Source organism: Larkinella insperata (genome assembly GCF_026248825.1).
Classification (GTDB): domain Bacteria; phylum Bacteroidota; class Bacteroidia; order Cytophagales; family Spirosomataceae; genus Larkinella; species Larkinella insperata.
The window spans coordinates 297,233-316,868 of the sequence record NZ_CP110973.1 but is presented as its reverse complement, the minus strand read 5'-3'; the positions used below and the strand labels follow the sequence as shown (position 1 = coordinate 316,868).

The following is a 19,636-nucleotide window of genomic DNA, read 5'->3' as shown; positions in this document are numbered from 1 at the left end:
ATTTCCAAACTTTTTGTATCTTCAGGGCCGCATTCCTCTTCAAAACAAACGCATGAAATCGATTTTCTTTCTTTGCCTGCTGACCGGCACGGCTCTGGCGCAGCTTCCGGCCAAACGCCCCATTCAACCGGCTGATATTCTGAGACTGCAAAACATCGCGGACCCGCAGGTGTCGCCGGATGGCGCCTGGGTGGCCTACACGTTGTCGTCGGTAGAGAAGGAAAAAGACAAACGAAATACCGATCTCTGGATGATTGGCTGGGACGGAAAAGAGTCGGTACAACTGACCAATGGCCCCGAAAGCGAGTCGTCGCCCCGCTGGAGCCCGGACGGACGCTACCTGTCGTTTGTGGCCACCCGCAACGGCGACAAAGACAGCCAGTTGTGGCTCCTCGACCGGCGCGGAGGGGAAGGCAAAAAACTGACCGAACTCAAAGGTGAACTGGAAGAATACGAATGGGCGCCCAACGGCAAGACCCTGGCGCTCGTGATTCGCGATAAAGATTATTCGGATTCGGCCAAAACCAAAGTCCGGACGCCGTACGTCATCGACCGGTATCATTTCAAGGAAGACCGGAAAGGATATCTCGACCGCCGGGCCGCTCACCTGTACCTGTTCGACGTTGAAACCCGGAGGCTGGATACATTGACCCGCGGCAGTTTCGACGAAACCGCGCCGGTATGGTCGCCCGACAGCAGGCAGATTGCGTTTGTCAGCAACCGGACGGCTGATCCCGACAAAAACGAAAACACCGATCTGTTCGTGATCGATGCCCGGCCAAAAGCCACGGCCAAGCAGCTGACCAACTGGGCCGGTTACGACCGCAGCCCGGTCTGGAGTCCCGACGGTTCGCGGCTTGCGTACCTGCGTTCGACAGCTTCGAGTAATTTTATCATGTACGATCAGCCCGTTCTGACGGTTATTCCGGCCAGCGGTGGCGAACCCAACTTGCTGTCGGCGGCTCTGGATCGGCCCGTGCGAAACCCGCGCTGGTCGACCGACGGCAAGACAATCGCGGTGCTGGTGGACGACGACCGCCGGACCTACGTGGGGGCCTACGAACTGGCGTCCGGAAAGCTAACCCAACTGGCGGGGGGCGACTGTGCTTACGCGGGTCTGGAATCGAACCCCAAAGGCGGCTGGGCCGCGCTCATGAGCAAACCGCAGTTACCGGCGGAAATCTACGTGATCGAGAACAATGCTGTGCGCCGGCTGACCACCATTCAGGACGCGTTTGTGGCTCCTTTGCTGCTGGCGAATGTCGAAGGGTTTACCTCACGCAGCAAAGACGGGACGCCGGTATCGAATATGCTGTTCCGGCCCGCCCACGTTCCGGCCAACCAGAAGCTGCCGACCATCCTGTTCATTCACGGCGGACCGGTTGGGCAGGATAACTTCGGGTTTGACCTGTCGCGGCAACTGCTGGCGGGGGGCGGTTACGTTGTGGCCGGTGTCAATTACCGGGGCAGCAGCGGTCGCGGGCTGGCGTTTTGCAAAGCGATCTACAGCGATTGGGGCAACAAAGAAGTGGCCGACATTCTGGGCGCCACGGATTATCTGGTGGCCAACGGTATTGCTGACCCGGCAAAACTGGGCATCGGCGGCTGGAGCTACGGCGGTATCCTGACCAACTACACCATCACAACCGACCAGCGGTTTAAGGCAGCCGCCAGCGGGGCCGGAAGTTCGTTGCAGATCACGATGTACGGTTCTGATCAGTACGTCAACCAGTACGAGAACGAACTGGGCCTTCCTTGGAAAAATACAGAAAAGTGGCTGAAGGTTTCGTTTCCATTTCTGAAGGCTGACCGCATCAAAACACCCACGCTGTTCATGGGTGGGGAGAAAGACTTCAACGTGCCGATTGCCGGGAGTGAGCAGATGTACCAGGCGCTCAAGTCGCTGGGGGTACCAACGCAGCTTATTATCTATCCAAACCAGTTCCACGGGCTTTCCGTGCCGAGTTACCAGGTTGACCGTTTTGACCGGTATCTGAAGTGGTTTGACAATTATTTGAAAACGTCGGTAGCGGCTTTAAAAACCACCAAATCCTGATGTTTCTCAGGCAAGGGGTTGGCCGATAGCTAGATAACTTTGTAACTACTTGGTTCCATTCGCTAGGAAATGTTACTTCATCTGAAATACATTGTTGTAATTACATCCAAATTGGTGAGTAAGCGCATAGCCAAGCCGTTAAGCGAATGAGGAGTAGACGTGTTTATGGAATCTTTCTGCGTAAACCGACGGTTGCCGAATGGCTTATTTTTGCCATGTGTTTAACGCTGGCTCTTTTTGCTACAATGCCCAAAAGGCCCCTGATGGTCTACCAAGTATCGGGGGCTATTCTCTGCGTGTGCTTTTTTCTACTTTTTGTGCGGGAGGGACAAAGTGACACGCCCCGGTATTTTTATAAATGGCTCTGGGCGTTGTTTGGCATCGTTAAAGTAAACGCCAAGATCGTTGCTGAAATTTTTACGCTACAAACCTGGCAGCTGTTTGACGTGGTGCTCATTGTCGTTTTGCTCCGTTCCATCCATACCTACAACCTGGAAAATAGCCGCCAACCCTTGTTTTTTCGCCGACCGATCGATCAATAGCCGTACCAGTCGCCCCACCAGCGCTGCAACTGCTTGCGAATTTCATTCTCGCGGGCATTCTGACCGGGTTCGTACAGTTTTGTGCCTTTCAGCGCGTCAGGCAGGAAATCCTGGGGTGTAAAATTGCCTTCGTAATTGTGGGCGTACTGGTAGTTCTGGCCGTAGCCGATCTGCTTCATCAATTTTGTCGGCGCATTACGCAGGTGGAGCGGTACGGGTTGGTCGGAGGTTCGTTCGGCCAGGGCCATGGCGTCGTTGATGGCCACGTAACTTGCGTTGCTTTTGGGCGAAGTTGCTAGATAAACCGCCACCTGCGATAGCACAATCCGGCATTCGGGGTAGCCAATGGCTTTCACGGCCTGCATCGCATTGGTTGCCATGATGATCGCCGTGGGGTTGGCATTACCGATGTCTTCCGACGCCAGAATCAGCATCCGGCGGGAAATAAATTCGGGATCTTCACCGGCGACGAGCATCCGGGCCATCCAGTAGAGGGCCGCGTTGGGGTCGCTGCCGCGCAGGGATTTAATAAAAGCCGAAATGATGTCATAGTGCTGCTCACCGGATTTGTCGTAGCGGGCAATCTGATGTTGGGCTACGCTCGTCACCAGTTCGTCGTCGATCGTCATTTCCTGGTTATCCGGGCGAGACGTCACCACCATTTCCAGCAGGTTCAAGAGTTTACGCCCGTCGCCCCCCGAAATCCGCATAAGCGCGTCGTATGATTGGACGGTGATCTTTTTTTCTTTGAGGTAACTGTCTTTCTGAAGCGCATTGTCCACCAGTTGTTGGAGTTCGTCGGCCCCGAGGGACTCGAGTACGTACACCTGACAACGTGACAAGAGAGCCGAGTTGACTTCAAACGACGGGTTTTCGGTGGTGGCGCCAATGAGCGTAATAGTTCCTTTCTCGACGGCCCCAAGCAGGGCGTCCTGCTGGTTTTTATTGAAGCGGTGAATCTCGTCAATGAAAACAATGGGCGGAAACAGCCCCGACGGGCGGCTCAGCACATCGCGCACTTCCTTGACGCCCGAGCTGATAGCGCTCAGGCTGAAAAACGGGCGCTTGGTCGCTTCCGCAATCAGTTGGGCCAGGGTGGTTTTTCCGACGCCCGGAGGCCCCCACAGAATCATCGACGGAATGCGGTTCGATTCAACGGCCCGGCGAAGGGCGCTTCCGGGACCGATCAGCTTTTTCTGGCCAATGACATCGTCGAGGGTACGCGGACGCATCCGCTCGGGTAGGGGCGTGGTAATGGGGTTCATGCAGGATTTGCCGTTTGAGGGTTACCGAATCAGGCTGCAAAGGTAGGCAACCTGACTGGGTAAACTTCAAACGGCAGGCAATAGTTAACGCCCACGCGGGAATTACAACACCACTTTTTCTGGCGAAATATATTTTTTCAGATTGGTCAGCGCGCCGAAAATCAGGTTGTAAACCGACTGGATATTGATCTTCATGAGCGAAGAAATTTCTTCGTTGCTCAGGTTCTGATAATACCGCAGGTAGACGGCTTCGCGCTGACGGCGGGGTAGTTTTTCAATGGCCTTGGCCACGCAGGAATTAACGTGGTCGTCTTCCTCAAACGAAATTAGCGTCGATTCGTAGGAAGGAGCGCAGCCCGGCAACCACTCACGGTCGTTTTCCACATCGTCCTGGCTGCTGAATTTCAGCTCGGCGTTCAGGTGGCGCACCAGCTTGCGCTTGATGGAAGCCATCAGATAAAACCGGACGGAAGTGGTCTGGCCAATGGTTTGCCGGTGTTTCCACAATTCGACGAACAAATCGTGAATACAATCCTTGATCAGGGCACGGTCGGCAGTAAAGTGGGCGCAGTAGTGGTAAAGCACCTGCACATATTCCTTGTAAAGCCGTGCAAAGGCTACTTCATCGCCACTCCGGAACTGGTCCCAGAGTTGCTCTTCGTCTATACCGGACGGGGTGCGGTAACGAGGCATAATGATGGTTTAGGATGGGGTCAATACTAAGCACTCATAGTATGGAATGTAAACTTATTAACAAAAGTTGTTAATAAAAAAGGTTGAGAGGTTTTTTTACAAAAACTTGGTTTAATAGGATTATTTTTATTTTAGTATGCGTGCATACGGAGTAGGTATTTAGGGCGTCAAAAGGGTCGTGAATCGGAAGGTTTGCCCATCAAACAGGCCTTTGTCACTGAGTTTTAGCGAAGGGATAACCAGCAGGGCCATAAAGGAGAGCGTCATGAAAGGGGAGGTGAGTGTGCTGCCCAGTTCTTCTTTGACAAAGCGGTCGATGGCGGTGTACCGTTCTGCAACCGCATAACCGTCGGTGTCGGTCATCAGGCCCGCGATGGGCAGGGGCAGCAACAGGGTCTGGTCCGGCCCGGCCACGGCGCTCAACCCGCCCCGGGCTTCGACAACCAGGTTAATCGCCTGACAAAGGCTTTCGTCGTCGCAGCCAACGGCAACAATGTTGTGCGAATCGTGCCCAACGGAAGACGCGATGGCTCCTTTTTTCAAACCAAAGTTTTTGATGAACGCCAGCGCGGGCGCGGCCTCCTGGTAACGGTTAACGACGGTCATTTTCAGAATATCGCGCGGTACGTCGGCCACCAGCCGGTTGTCGGTGATGCGGGGCGGCAGCGGCAGGTTGTTCGTGATTAGCTGGCCGTCAAGAGCCTCAATGACCTGAAGGCTGACCGAATCCGTACTGTCTGCTAAAATTTCAAAATCCGACGGCTTTTTGGGCTGACAGTTAAACTGGTTGACGTGTTCGCTGCGGAGGTCAGGCAGGAAGGAAATACCGTTCTCCGCCACAACCGCTCCGTTGATAACGGTTTTCTGAATCGTAAATTCGTCCAGATCCTGCACCAGAATAAAGTCGGCGGAATCGCCTTCGCGCAACAGCCCCACCGGCAACCGGTAATGAAGCACCGGATTCATGCAGGCCGCCCGCAAAACGTCAAAAATAGCGTGTCCTTGCGCCAGCGCCCGTTTGACCAACTGGTTGATGTGGCCCTCGACCAAACTATCGGGGTGTTTATCGTCGGAACAGAACATGATTTTTTCGGGAAACTCGGCCAGCAGCGGAATCAGGGCTTCGAAGTTCTTGGCTGCGCTGCCTTCGCGAATCAGGATGTTCATGCCGCGCTGCACCTTGTCGAGCCCTTCGTCGTAGGTAAAGCATTCGTGGTCCGTGCTCATGCCGGCATCAATGTACCGCTGGGCGTCGTTGCCCCGCAGACCGGGGGCGTGGCCGTCGATGGGTTTGTTGAAGGCGTTGGCCAGCGCGATTTTAGCCATCACGTCCGGATCCTGGTTCAGAACGCCCGGAAAATTCATCATTTCGGCCAGATACCCGATTTCTTTCAACCCCAACAGCCGCCGGATATCCCGCACCCCGATGGTAGCCCCGGCGGTTTCGAAGGTAGTTGCCGGGACGCAGGAGGGAGCACCAAAGCAAAATTTGAAGGGCGTCCGTTGGCCATCCGCAATCATGTATTCTACGCCGTCCATGCCCAGGACGTTTCCGATCTCGTGCGGGTCCGACACCGTCGCAACCGTACCGTGAACCACCGCCAGCCGGGCAAACTGGGCGGGCGTCAGCAACGAACTTTCAACGTGAACGTGGGCGTCGACGAAGCCGGGGAGCAGGTACGGTTCGCCGGGACGCTCTGGACCCAGTTCGTCAATCTGGTGAATTCGGCCCTGTTCGATGGTCAACTGGCTGAATCGGATGGTGCGGTCGAAAAGGTTGAGGAGATTGCCGGAAACTTGCATGAATGGGTAAAGAATCTTGCTTTTTTTCTTTCAATATTAGTGATAATTCACAGACTTTTGTGCCTGAATTACACCGGGATCACGATTAACCGGAATCCCGCCTTTATTCCTACTCGATACAACTATGCAGCATAAAGTTCTGAAAGTACACCCCGCCGATAACGTCATTGTTGCCCTGCAAAATTTCCAGCCCGGAGAACAGATTGATTTTGAGGGCCAAACCTACACCCTGCCGATTGGCGTTGGGATCAAACATAAATTTGTAACCGAAGACCTGCAAACCGGCGACTCCGTAATTATGTACGGGGTGCTGGTCGGGAAAGCGACGCAACCCATCAAACGGGGGGAACCCATCACGACGTTCAACCTCAAGCACGACTCCGGGCAGTACAGCCTTGAAAAAAAGCAGCCGTATCAGTGGCAGGCACCCGATGTTTCGGCCTGGCACAACCGGACGTTCATGGGCTACCACCGCGCCGACGGTCAGGTTGGTACGGCAAACTACTGGCTGGTGGTGCCGCTGGTATTCTGCGAAAACCGCAACATCCTGATTCTGAAAGACGCTTTTGAGCGCGAGCTGGGCTACGCGCAGTCGGAAATTTACCGCGAACAGGTCCACGAATTGCTGCAACTTTACAAAGCGGGCGAAGTCGGCACCATCCACAAAATGGAGCCCTTCGTCGATCCGTCGATCATGCGCACGGTGGATGACGCCCCGGCTAAAAGGCCCTTTAAAAACATTGACGGAATTAAATTTCTGACCCACGAAATGGGCTGCGGAGGGACCCGTCAGGATTCAGAAGCGCTCTGCGGGCTGTTTGCCGGGTTTATCAACAACCCGAATGTTGTAGGGGTAACGGTATTGAGCCTGGGCTGCCAGCACACGCAGACTTCAATGCTGGAAGAAGAGGTGCGGAAACGCAATCCGAAATTCGACAAACCCATGCTGATTTTCGAGCAGCAGGACGGTACGGAGTTTACGATGCTAAGCAATGCCATCCGCGAAACCTTCCTGGGTTTGATTGAAGCCAATAAAATTGAACGGCAGCCTGCGCCCCTGAGCAAACTCACCGTTGGGCTGAAATGCGGGGGATCGGACGGTTTTTCGGGGCTGTCGGCGAACCCGGCCGTTGGGCACTTATCGGATATTCTGGTGACGCTGGGCGCCAAAACCGTGCTGGCCGAATTCCCGGAATTGAACGGCGTAGAGCAGGAGCTGGTCAACCGGGCGGTGTCAGACGAGAAGGCGCTGAAATTCATCCACCTGATGCAGGATTACTCGGCCAAAGCCGAAGCCGTCGGGTCCGGTTTCGATATGAACCCGTCGCCAGGCAACATCCGTGACGGGTTGATTACCGATGCCATCAAATCGGCGGGGGCCGCCAAAAAAGGGGGGACCGCCCCCGTTGCCGATGTCTTGAATTACACAGAACCCGCAACCTCAACCGGCCTGAACCTGCTCTGCACGCCCGGCAACGACGTGGAAGCCACCACGGGGATGGCAGGCTCCGGCACAAACATTATTTTGTTTACCACCGGATTGGGTACGCCGACGGGCAACCCGATTTGTCCTGTGGCTAAAATCTCGACCAACACCGCCCTGGCCAAACGGATGCCCGATGTCATTGATTTCGACTGTGGGCCGATCATCGAAGGCGAAGAAACCATCGAGCAAAACGCCGAAAAAATGCTCGAATACGTCATTCGGCTCGCCAGCGGGGAAGTCAAAACGAAAGCCCAGCAACTCGGCCAGGACGATTTCATTCCCTGGAAACGGGGCGTTTCACTCTAACTAACGGGATTGAGTGAGCTAGCGATTGCGTCAGTGGCTCTACGACTTACATACTTTATATACAGCTATTTGCTCAACCGCTCAGTCACTCAATCGCTCATTCAAAAAATATGTTCAGCTTAAAAGATAAAGTTGCCATCATTACGGGTGGGGCCAGCGGAATTGGACTGGCGATGTCGCAGACGTTTGCGCAGGCCGGTGCGCGGGTGCACATTCTGGAATTGAACGCCGGGCTGGCCCAGCAGGTGGCCGATGAAATCAACGCCAGCGGAGGCCGGGCCCACGCCCACGCCGTCGATGTGTCGAATCAGGCGCAGGTGGTGGAGGTGATCAATCAGATTGCTGCGGGCGGCCCGATCAGCATTCTGATCAACAACGCCGGAATCTCGCACATCGGAACCGTGGAAACCACCACCGAAGCCGATTTTGACCGGGTGTTTACCGTCAACGTGAAAGGTGCTTATAACTGCCTGCATGCCACTATTCCGCATCTGAAAGCGACCGGCGGGGGCGTGGTCCTGAACATGGCGTCGATTGCGGCCACGGTGGGGATTCCGGATCGGTTTGCCTACTCAATGACCAAAGGGGCGGTGGTCTCAATGACGCTGTCGGTGGCGAAAGACTACCTGAAACACAACATCCGCTGCAATTGCATTTCGCCCGCCCGGGTACATACGCCGTTTGTCGACGGGTTTCTGGCCAAGAATTACCCCGGCCAGGAAGCCGAGATGTTTTCGAAGCTGGCGGCTACCCAGCCCATTGGCCGGATGGCCAAACCGGCTGAGGTAGCCGGTTTGGCCCTGTATCTGTGTTCCGACGAAGCCGGTTTTATCACGGGTTGCGATTACCCGATCGACGGTGGTTTTGTGCGGCTGAATAACTGACAAGCCACTCGGCGAGAAGAGTATCTTACCGGATTATTAACAGAAGAAAGTTTTCTTTACTTTTTGGCAACAGGCGTCCTGCGTGATAGGGGACGCCTGTTTTATTTTACTATACCCGGTGGTGCGTATAACCCTGTTCCGTTAACGGAGGGCCAATCTCCTTATAATCTTATTCATTAGGATTCTTCTAAAGCCAATAATTTTAAAAAACTCCGAGGTGATAACTGAATTTCTACTACGTTAGCTAAATAATTTGACAATTAATTTTATTTTGTGAGTTTATATTTTAAAAAAATTTATTAATGTTGTGTTAAATTTCACGTAATTCAACTTCACTGTAATTTTGTATGGTTAAAGATTTACTCAGGCTTGTCATCTTGCTTTTGATGATAAGCACTCCCGTTTTCGCTCAAACGATTTCGGGGCGAGTTACGGCAGGCAAGGATGGACAGCCTCTGCCGGGTGTCTCCATTGTGGTTAAAGGCACCACATCTGGTACAACCACGGATGTGGATGGCAAGTACAATGTTTCTGCCAGTAAGAATGGCACACTGGTTTTTTCGTTCATCGGTTATAAAACGCAGGAAATCGCCATCGCCAGCCGGTCGGTGGTTGATGTTGCGTTGGTAGAAGATGAAAATATACTCGGTGAAGTTGTTGTTACGGCTTTGGGGGTAGCGAAGGAGCAACGCGCCTTAGGGTATGCAACCGTAACGGTTAAGAATGACGCGTTGGTGAAAGCGGCTTCGCCCAACTTTGCTACGGCACTTTACGGAAAAGCACCGGGCGTCGTGATCAACGCCACGCCGGGGGGCGCTACCAGTGCCGTCAGCATCAACATCCGGGGCTTGAGCTCCATCACCGGAAACACGCAGCCGCTGATCGTGATGGACGGTATCCCCATCCGCAACGGTGAAGTGCGCAACAACGATTACTGGGGCGACAACCGTATTCGTGGAAACGGTCTGCTGGATTTGAACCCGGCCGACATTGAGAACATCTCTATCTTGAAAGGCGCTTCGGCAGCTGCTCTGTACGGTTCAGAAGCCGTTAACGGGGTCGTGCTGGTAACGACCAAAAGCGGCAAAGGCCGGAAAGGTCTGGGCGTTGATTTTAACGCCAGCTACAGCGTTGACAAAATTGCGTACCTGCCCCGCTACCAGAACGTCCGGGGTCCGGGTTACATGCTGAACTACCTGAATGGTGGTCAGGATGCCAACGGTTTTATCTATTACGATACCGACGGTGACGGAAAAGGCGATACCCGCGGCCTGCTGAACGCGACGGTTAACTTCGGTCCGAAATTCGATGGACAACCGGTGATGGCCTTTGACGGTGTCATCCGGCCGTATTCTCCTTCCGGCAACAGCTACGCCGATCTGTTCGAAAACGCCAGCACGTCCAACATCAACCTGGCCGTTTCCAAAGCAACGGACAATTCCAACCTGCGGTTTTCGTATACCCGTCAGGACAACGGAATGATCAGCTACAACGCCAAGAACAGCAAAAACATCATGAGCCTGAACAGCAGCTTTAACGTAAACAAAAAGCTGCAGACGGATCTGGTGGTTAACTTCATCAACCAGCATACCCACAACCGGCCCTTCAAAGTTGACCGCATGATCAACAACTTTACGGGGATGATGAACCGCTTTGAGTCGGCCGATTGGTATTTCAACAAGTACCAGACAAGCCTGGGGTATAAATTCGTGACGGGTACCAACCAGAGCCTGACGCCGGAAGAAAACATCATCCGGAACGGCTTCAAGTCGGATATTGCGGATTATGTGTGGAGTACGCGGAAAAATACGTATGATGAATACAGCAACCGCGTGATCGCCAGCGTAACCCAGAGCTGGCAGATCCTGGATGATCTGAAACTGCGCGGACGGATCGGTACGGACTTTACTTCCGAGCGGATTGAAGACAAACGCGCCAGCTCCATTCCGTTGGCTTTCGGGTATTCCGGCGATTTCATCATGAACAACAACCTGTACAGCAATGTGTACGGTGATGTGCTGCTTTCGTACAACAAAAAGCTGAATGAAGATGTAACGCTTTCGGCAACGGTGGGTTATACGGCCAATAAAATGCTGAACACGCTGATGAGCCGCTCGACCAACGGCGGCCTCAGCACTGAGAATTTCTTCGATATCTCGGCTTCCGTAAACACCCCGAACGGTACCAACGTCCGCGAACGGTACACGCGGGATGCTTACCTGGGAACGTTGAATTTCGATTATAAGAACTTCTTCTTCGTTGAAGGAACCATCCGCCGGGACCGCACATCAACCTTGATTACGGGCAACAATGCGTTTGTCTATCCTTCGGTCAACTCCGGCCTGGTTCTGAGTGATCTGTTTACGCTGCCACGGGCCGTTAGCTACGCAAAACTGCGGGCTTCCTGGGGGATCGTGGGGAACTATCCGACTATTTATACGGCCAACAACGCCTACACCCAGGGTAACCTGAACATTCAGCAAACGGGTGGCAGCTCGGTATTGTACACAACAATCAGCAACGCCTTCGGAAACGATAAAATCCGCCCCGAGCAGAAGCGTGAGTTGGAGTTAGGTTTGGAAGGACGATTCCTGAAAAACCGGATAGGATTTGACCTGTCGTATTACAACGCCCAGATCGTTGATCAGATTCTGCCCCTGACGATTGCCGCCAGCTCCGGTGCCAGAACCGTACTGGCCAACATCGGTACCCTGCGGAATCAGGGTCTGGAATTAGCCCTGAACGCAACACCGATTGCCGGAAACAACACGAATGACCTGAACTGGGACATTACGCTGAACCTGGCTAAAAACAGCAACAAAGTAGAAAAGCTGGCGAACAACTCGACCGAATTGCTGCATGCGGATTACGACGGGAATGCTGCTCAGTTGCGGTCGGTAGTAGGTCAGCCGATGGGTGATATTTACGTGCATGGTATCCTGAAAGATGCCAGCGGTCGGAATGTCGTCGGCCCGAACGGCCTGTATCAACTGGACGGTGCTAACTGGATTAAGGCCGGAAACGCCATGCCCAAACTGACCGGTGGTTTGATCAACAGCTTTAGCTATAAAGGTTTCAACCTGGATCTGGTCGCCGACTTCCGGTTTGGTGGATACATCATGCCGACGGGGATCAACTGGATGACCTCACGCGGTTTGACCGAGGAGAGCCTGACGGCGATGGATGCCGAACACGGCGGTTTGAGCTACTACAAAGATGCCAACGGCAAAGGTGTTCAGACGACGGCGGCTGCCGGTCCGAGCGGAGAAGTAGTCTACCACGACGGGATGCTGATGGAAGGTGTTCTGGCGAACGGAGAGCCCAACACGAACGTCGTTTCGCAGGCAACGTACTACAACGCTACGTACAACTGGGGTGGACCGCAGTACGGCAACGCCCGGTATGAATTGTTCGTGAAGGAGAATACGTACATCAAGATGCGGGAGATCTCGCTGGGCTACCGGATTCCGGCTAACATTACCCGGCGGATTGGAACGCAGAACCTGACGTTGTCGGTATTCGGACGTAACCTGTTCTTCTTCTACCGGACCATCAAAGATCTGGATGCTGAGCAGACCAACTCCAGTACGCGCTGGACTGACAACATTAACAACGCCGGAAATAACCCTTCATTCCGCACGATGGGTGTGATGCTGCGCGCTAGTTTCTAATCATAGCTTCAATCCTGAAAATGAAAAAAATAACCATTCTAGTTTTAGCGGGGCTGTTGTTAGGGACGGTTTCGTGTAAGGAGTCTGAATTTGCGGAAGCGTATCCCGATCCGGCCAAGATTTCGGAAACCACCGTTGAAAAGCAGTTTACCGGCGTTTTGTACTCCAACCGGGAATATGTGCTCCCGGGTTATACCCACTATTTCGTTACGCTAAGAACTTCTCTGAATCCCTATACGCAGGCCACGGGTACGCTGAGTCAGTCAGGCCGGTATGTCCCGGGATCGGCGGGGATCGAGAACGTCTGGTACAGCTATTACGACATGATGGCTCAGTACCGGCAGCTGCAAAAAGTGTATGCTTCCAAATCGGCAGAGCAGCAGGCGGGTCTGAAAATCTTCATGCTGGCCGCTCCGATTTACGTGTACGATCATACCCAACGCCTGGTGGATGTGCACGGTGCTATTCCGTTCACTCAGGCCGGTATGCTGAGTACCAACGGCGGTGATTACAATGCATCTACGGCGAAGTTCGATACCGCCGAGGAAATCTACACCTTCATGCTGGATGACCTGAAGCGGATTGCCACCGAACTGAACACCATCACCGTAAATGCCGGTTATCAGAAAGCATTCCAGACGCAGGATTTCCTGAACAAAGGCGACGTTACGGCCTGGAAACGGTACGCTAACTCGCTGCGGCTGCGGCTGCTGAACCGGGTTTCGGACGTGGAGAGTTTCAAATCCCGCGTGAACACTGAAATGGCGGAAATTCTGGGCAACGCGGCAACCTACCCAATCGTTGAAACCAATGCCCAGAACATTCAGATCAATGTATACGACATTAACACGGACCTGAACTCGAAAGGCTTCCGGGACGGGTTGGCGTCGGACGGCTGGTACGGCAACACGGCGAGCAAATCGATGATTGATCACATGAACGCCAACAAAGACCCACGTCTGCCGATTCTGTTTGAACCCGGAGTCAACGCAGGTGGTAAATTCATCGGTATTGACCCCACGGCAACCGAAGCGGTGCAAACGGCTCAGTTCAATGCGGGTCAGGTGGCTATTTACAATCGGTATACGCTTAGCCACAACCAGTTCTTCCCGGGTGTCCTGATCAATGCTCCGCAAATGAATCTGATCAAGGCGGAGTACTATTTGCGGGCGGGCAACGATGCTGCCGCTAAAACTGCTTACGAAACCGCCATTACGCAATCGGTGGATTTCTACAACAAGATTCTATCGATTACCAATGCGATCGGTATTACGGGATCAGCCCTGCCTGCACAGGCTACCCCGGCTTCTGTAGCAGCCTACATTGCGGGTGATGGCGTAAACTGGAGCAAAGCGGCTACCAGCACCGACAAACTGAAGCTGATTGCAACGCAGAAATGGTTGCATTACAACGTCGTTCAGCCGTACGAAAACTGGGCCGATATTCGCCGGTTGGATTATCCAGTGCTGAATTTCCAAACAGATAATGCAAATGCCCAGACGCTGCCGCCCGTCCGCTGGACGATTCCCGGTAACGAGATTACTTACAATGCCGCCAATTACGCAGCAGTAAGAGCGGCAGACAACCTGAAAACCAAGCTTTTCTGGGATGTCAAATAAGCCGGTTTCTGGATAAGAAATCACCCATTTTAGTATAAAAACAGGCAGCCCACCGGGCTGCCTGTTTTTATGATGGGGCGGCTTCTACTTTTTCTGATTCTCCAGCACGAGCAGTTGAGGAAACGAGGTGATTCCTTTAAAAAGCAATTGGGTCATTTCGCCAACGGTGTGAAAGTACGAGCCCAGGGCAATGTCCACATCACCATCCCGGTCGAAGTCGGCGGCTTCCAGTGTCAGCCATTTTCCGGAAGCGGCTTCCGGCGTTGTAAACGGTTTAAAAGTGAATTTGCCTTCATTTGACAAATAGACAAAACCCTGCTCCGGCTGGGCCAGCGTGGAATAGAAAGAGGTGGCGGCAATGTCCAGATCACCGTCGTTGTCAAAATCCCGGGCTACGGCCTTGCTGGCCCCGTACAGCGGATAAAACCACGTTTCTTTAAAGTTATCTTTACGGTCGTTCAGGTAAATGCGAACGCCGTGGTAATTCTTGTTGGTAGACGAGTAATCCCAGTTGTCGCCATTGGTGAGCAGAATGTCCTGGAAACCGTCCTTGTTGAAATCAGCCAGTTCAAAATAGCTGGAGCCGAAAACCGGCGAAAAACGGAGCACGGTTTTCTCCCTGAAGCGCCCGTTGCCCTGGTTGTAAAAAATAGTGACTTCCTCCCGCGCCTGGGCCATCAGCACCATAATATCGGGCTTTTTGTCACCGTTGAAGTCGGCAATCTGGACTTTCCGGGCGCCCGGAAGTGCTTTTAAAACGTGTTCTTTGGCGGGATCAAAACCGTCCAGCCAGAATAGTTTTCCCGCATTATTGCCGAACCCGCAAACAACGGCATCGTCTTTTCCATCGCCATTCAGGTCGCCGGAAGCAAACTGAACCGGACGGGGCAGATCCCGAATGTTAATTACCGACGAACCGGGTTTCGCGGCCCTTTCCAGCGTCATCAACCGACCCAGTTTCTGATCCGACGGGTTGAAAATGCCGATGGTGAGCAATCGGGGAGCCGCATTGTCAGGAAAGTCAATATCCGTGGGGGGCGTATCGATCCACCAGGTATCCTTCATCAGGTCATCACCCGGGGCCAACCGGCCATCGAGCACGTAGAGGGCGTTTTGTGCGTCGCCCACGTAAAGCTGAGCGGTTCTCTGGTCAAACTTCAGCAGCGTCGTTTGCGGGACCTGCTTACCGCCAATCGCTATTTCTTTCGCTTTGAACTGGGCAAGCCCGTTTGTGATGGGTTGATACGGTTTTTGGGCCAGCGGTTCAGCGGGGGCCTTATTTTCATAATAGGCTACGATTTTCTGCCACTCGTTCCTGGAAAGAACGGGAGTTTCGGGATAAACGCGGAGTTCGCTGATGGCCTTTTCTTCCGCCGGTGGGAGCGGTTGCAGGGTATCCTGCCCGGGCAATCGAAGTCCCAGCCGCAGGGCCATGTTCGGAAGCACCCCCGTTACCCAGGTCTTTTTGTCCAGCAGTTCCGGTTCCGGAAAAAGGTGACAGTTGCCGCAGTACCGCAGGGCCAGTTGTCGGCCAGAATCGGCTGAGTCTTTTCTAATTTCCTTTGTACGGATCGGAGGGGTTGGTTCAACGAAGCAAAAGGAAGCTATCCAAAAGAAGAGGCCGATGACCAGGCCGGTTTTCAGCAATGGCATTAGAAGGTTGATTACTATATACAATGAAAAAGCCGAGGATTTCCAAGCAGGATTGGCTACTCGGGGCTACTCAAATATACTGACTTTTTGGGCTACTTGCCGGATTTGGTTGCCAGTTTTCGAAGTTGCTCTGTGTTCGCCCTAGCAAAATGGAGAATAAAAAGTCGCACCAATTTTTCGAAAAAAAGCGAGACCTTCAATGGAACGGTCTTTACGTAGTACAATTTTTGCTATGTAACTAGCTCGTTGGTTACTATAAGGATAACTGCAAGGATCGCCACAACGTCGCCTTCGAAGTGTTTTAATTTAACATTAATTTAAAATTAATAACATAGATATTAAATTTTTTAATAAAAGAATATATTTGCGTTTCTTTTGGCTAGAGGAGAATCTTCTTTTCTATTTTTTGTGAAGTGCAGTAAATTATTAAAGCTGTGGTCAATTTTAAGGGAACCATTCTCTCACGGTTCTTCGAAGAAGGTTAGTTGGCGCCCGCTTAGTACCAAATTCATCTTAATTTAAAACCTAAAACAGTCCTAATAATGAAGTTTATGAAACAAAAGCTACTCAAAACCATACCTAGGTTATTGCTTTTCCTGGGAGCTTGGATAATCTGTGCGGCTTCCCCCAGTTTTGCTGTCGATAAGGATATCACCGGAACCGTTACCGACGAGAAAGGCAACGAACTGGCGGGCGCGACGGTTACCATCAAGGGATCCACTCGCGGAACAAACACCGACGGCAGCGGACGCTTCCGGATTTCCGTGCCCGATGACCAGGCCGTTCTGGTATTCTCCTACATCGGATATACTTCCCAGGAAGTAGTGGTGGGCAGTCAATCCGTTATAAACGTGAAACTGAATCCGGGTGACATGAGCCTAAACGAAGTAGTTGTAACGGCGCTGGGTGTATCGAAAGAAGCCCGGACGCTGGGCTACGCCGTCACAACCGTTGACGGAAGCGCGCTGACGCGGGCCCGTGAAACAAACATCGGTAACTCACTGGCGGGCCGGGTGGCCGGTCTGAACGTAAAAGGGACGAGCAGCGGCCCGGGCGGTACGGCTAAGATTCTGATGCGCGGTATGCCCAGCATGAACTCGGGTGGATCGCCACTGGTTGTTATCAACGGCGTACCGATGGACAATACCCAGCGGGGAAGCGCCGGGGAGTGGGGTGGTGCTGATGGGGGCGATGGACTCGGTAACCTGAACCCGGATGACATCGAAACCATGACGGTATTGAAAGGTCAGTCGGCATCGGCTCTGTGGGGAGCCCGGGCATCGAATGGCGTTATTCTCGTTACCACCAAGAAAGGGAAAAAAGGCGATTTCGCGGTTGATTATAACATGAACCTGACGACTGATCAGCCGATTAATCTTACGGATTTTCAGTACGAATACGGCCAGGGCCTCGGTGGGGTTAAACCCGCTACGCAGGCAATCGCGCAGCAGACCGGCCGGCTGAGCTGGGGGGCGAAGCTGGACGGAACCAATGTCATTCAGTTCGATGGCAACCAGTATCCCTACTCTGCGCAGCGGAACAACATCAAAAATTTCTATAAAATGGGGTCGAACTTCACGAATACCGTTTCGGTAACGCGTGGAGGAGATAACGGCTCTTTCCGGCTGTCCTTGTCGAATCTGGCCAACACGGGCATCATCGAAAACACGGGACTGACGCGGAAAACCATCAACCTGACGGCCGACCAGAACATCACTTCCAAGCTGAGCTTCAGCATTCTGGGTAACTACATCGACGAACAGGTGAAAAACAAGCCCATTTTGAGCGATGGACCCATGAACGCCAATAACGGTCTGATGCTGGCAACCAACATTGATCAGCGGATTCTGGCACCCGGTTACAACACGACAACCGGTCGGGAGATTGTTTTCAGCGACGACGAGTACGTAACGAACCCTTACTTTGTGGTTAATCAATTCGTCCACAACGTGAGCCGCAAACGACTGATCTCTATGGTGTCAACCAAGTATCAGTTTGCCGACTGGATTTATGCACAAGCCCGCGTAGGATACGATAACGCGAACGACCGCATCCTCAGAGCCGAACCCTGGGGAACGGCCTACACGCAAAACACGCGGGGAAGTCTGCAGGAACTTTCCAATGCGCAGCGCACCGAACTCAACATGGATGCCTTGATTGGCGTCAACCGGAATATTACGACTGACCTCTCGCTCAATGCGTTGCTGGGTGGTAACATTCGGAAAAACAATTACGAAAAAATCGGCCTGAATGGCGGTCCTTTTGTACTGCCTTATCTGTACAGCTGGAACAACGTTGTGAACTACAACCGTAACTACGAGGTTGCCAACACGGAAGTTCAATCGGCTTATTACAGTGTTGATTTAGCGTACAAATCGTTCCTGACGCTGAGCACAACGGGCCGTTATGATACGTACTCAACGCTGCCCAGCGCCAACCGGAGTATCTTTACGCCGTCGGTAACGGGTGCGTTTGTATTCTCGGATGTGGTACGCGTACCGAACCTGAGCTTTGGTAAAATTCGGGCCGCTTACGCCAGAACCAGCGGTGAGCCTACTACGGCTTACGGAACCAGTGTCTACTACAGCGTTGGTAACGCACTCAATGGCGTAGCGACGGGTAACTTCAGCGACCGACTGCCCAACCTGTTCCTGAAACCGTTCACCAAATCGGAAGTTGAGCTGGGGCTGGAACTGCGCTTTTTCGGCAGCCGCCTGGGCTTCGACGTGGCGTATTACACCCAGAAAACCCAGAATGAAATCATGCCCGCCAACTACAGCTGGGCAACGGGTTACGCCAGTGGTGTGGTAGGAACCGGTTCAGTCCAGAACAAGGGGGTTGAATTGCAGATAACGGGTACGCCGGTTCGGAAAACGAATCTGAACTGGAATGTCTCGTTAAACCTGACATCGGTTCGCAACAAAGTTCTACAAACCGACGCGAATAATAACCCGATCACGCTGGGTTCAAACCGGGCAACCCTGGGTAACGCCATTACCGCGTTTGTGGTTGGTCAGGCCGGGCCGCAGATTCGGGCCTACGATTATAAGTATGCACCGAATGGCCAAATTATGGTTGATGCGTCGGGACTACCGATCCGGGGCGACCTGATTAACATGGGAACCGTACTGCCTACTTTATACGGTGGTCTGAACAACGAATTCTCGTTCAGCAATTTCAACCTCTCGTTCCTGGTCGACTACAACTACGGCAACAAAATTCTTTCCGCAACGGAAAACTATGCCTACCGTCGGGGACTACACCAGGCAACCCTGGTAGGTCGTGAAGGTGGCGTCACAGTAGGCGTTGTGGAAGGCGGAGCTGCCAACACCAAATCGGCTACGGCGCAGGATTATTACACGGCACTGGCCAACAACGTGACCAAGATCAGCGTCGTCGATGGTGATTTCATTAAAATGCGTCAGGTAACCTTCGGGTACAATCTGCCGGCTCGTTTGCTGGAAAAGTTGCCGTTGATTCGTACGGTAAACGTTTCGCTCGTTGCCCGGAACTTGTTTTACTTCATGAGGAAGACCACCAACATCGATCCGGAGGCTTCATTTGGCTCTAACCTGACCTACTCCGGTATTGAAGGGGCCAATTTGCCAGCCACACGTAACTACGGTGTTAACCTGAACATTCGCTTTAAATAAAAGAA

Annotated in this window: 11 protein-coding genes; 7 read left to right on the top strand and 4 right to left on the bottom strand. The window is 52.9% G+C overall.

Translation table 11 applies throughout. The annotated features are described in order from the left end of the window. Positions 1-52: 52 nt before the first annotated feature. Both OQ371_RS01115 and OQ371_RS01110 read left to right on the top strand, forming a co-directional pair. The gene (locus OQ371_RS01115; protein ID WP_265991793.1) at positions 53-2,056 is read left to right on the top strand and encodes a S9 family peptidase; all 2,004 of its coding nucleotides are present in this window, start codon (positions 53-55) and stop codon (positions 2,054-2,056) included. A 146-nt stretch (positions 2,057-2,202) separates the two neighbouring features. Next, positions 2,203-2,598, top strand: a complete 396-nt coding sequence (locus OQ371_RS01110; protein ID WP_265991792.1) for a hypothetical protein — start codon at positions 2,203-2,205, stop codon at positions 2,596-2,598. On the opposite strand, the gene OQ371_RS01105 is transcribed toward OQ371_RS01110, so the two are convergent. The 3 genes from OQ371_RS01105 to ade form a co-directional block, all read right to left on the bottom strand. Next, on the bottom strand, positions 2,592-3,863 hold the full coding sequence (locus OQ371_RS01105; protein WP_265991790.1) for a replication-associated recombination protein A: 1,272 nt from the start codon (positions 3,861-3,863) through the stop codon (positions 2,592-2,594). The two genes, OQ371_RS01110 and OQ371_RS01105, sit on opposite strands and share 7 nt — an antisense overlap. Before the next feature lie 102 nt (positions 3,864-3,965). Then, the gene (locus tag OQ371_RS01100; RefSeq protein ID WP_265991789.1) at positions 3,966-4,556 is read right to left on the bottom strand and encodes an RNA polymerase sigma factor; all 591 of its coding nucleotides are present in this window, start codon (positions 4,554-4,556) and stop codon (positions 3,966-3,968) included. A gap of 159 nt (positions 4,557-4,715) precedes the next feature. Next, positions 4,716-6,359 (bottom strand): adenine deaminase, encoded by a 1,644-nt coding sequence (gene ade / locus OQ371_RS01095; RefSeq protein ID WP_265991788.1) that lies wholly within the window; start codon positions 6,357-6,359, stop codon positions 4,716-4,718. 124 nt (positions 6,360-6,483) lie between these two features. On the opposite strand from ade, the gene OQ371_RS01090 reads away from it, so the two are divergent. The 4 genes from OQ371_RS01090 to OQ371_RS01075 all read left to right on the top strand — a co-directional run bounded on the left by OQ371_RS01090 (position 6,484) and on the right by OQ371_RS01075 (position 14,325). After that, positions 6,484-8,151, top strand: a complete 1,668-nt coding sequence (locus tag OQ371_RS01090; protein ID WP_265991787.1) for a UxaA family hydrolase — start codon at positions 6,484-6,486, stop codon at positions 8,149-8,151. A gap of 110 nt (positions 8,152-8,261) precedes the next feature. Beyond that, on the top strand, positions 8,262-9,035 hold the full coding sequence (locus OQ371_RS01085) for an SDR family NAD(P)-dependent oxidoreductase (RefSeq protein ID WP_265991786.1): 774 nt from the start codon (positions 8,262-8,264) through the stop codon (positions 9,033-9,035). A gap of 347 nt (positions 9,036-9,382) precedes the next feature. Continuing rightward, on the top strand, positions 9,383-12,706 hold the full coding sequence (locus OQ371_RS01080; RefSeq protein WP_265991785.1) for a SusC/RagA family TonB-linked outer membrane protein: 3,324 nt from the start codon (positions 9,383-9,385) through the stop codon (positions 12,704-12,706). Between the two features lie 20 nt (positions 12,707-12,726). Continuing rightward, on the top strand, positions 12,727-14,325 hold the full coding sequence (locus OQ371_RS01075; protein WP_265991784.1) for a SusD/RagB family nutrient-binding outer membrane lipoprotein: 1,599 nt from the start codon (positions 12,727-12,729) through the stop codon (positions 14,323-14,325). An 84-nt stretch (positions 14,326-14,409) separates the two neighbouring features. Here the strand turns inward: OQ371_RS01075 and OQ371_RS01070 are convergent, their stop codons facing one another. Then, the gene (locus OQ371_RS01070; protein WP_265991783.1) at positions 14,410-15,978 is read right to left on the bottom strand and encodes an FG-GAP repeat domain-containing protein; all 1,569 of its coding nucleotides are present in this window, start codon (positions 15,976-15,978) and stop codon (positions 14,410-14,412) included. Between the two features lie 551 nt (positions 15,979-16,529). On the opposite strand from OQ371_RS01070, the gene OQ371_RS01065 reads away from it, so the two are divergent. Further along, positions 16,530-19,631 (top strand): SusC/RagA family TonB-linked outer membrane protein, encoded by a 3,102-nt coding sequence (locus OQ371_RS01065; RefSeq protein ID WP_265991782.1) that lies wholly within the window; start codon positions 16,530-16,532, stop codon positions 19,629-19,631. Positions 19,632-19,636: the final 5 nt, after the last annotated feature.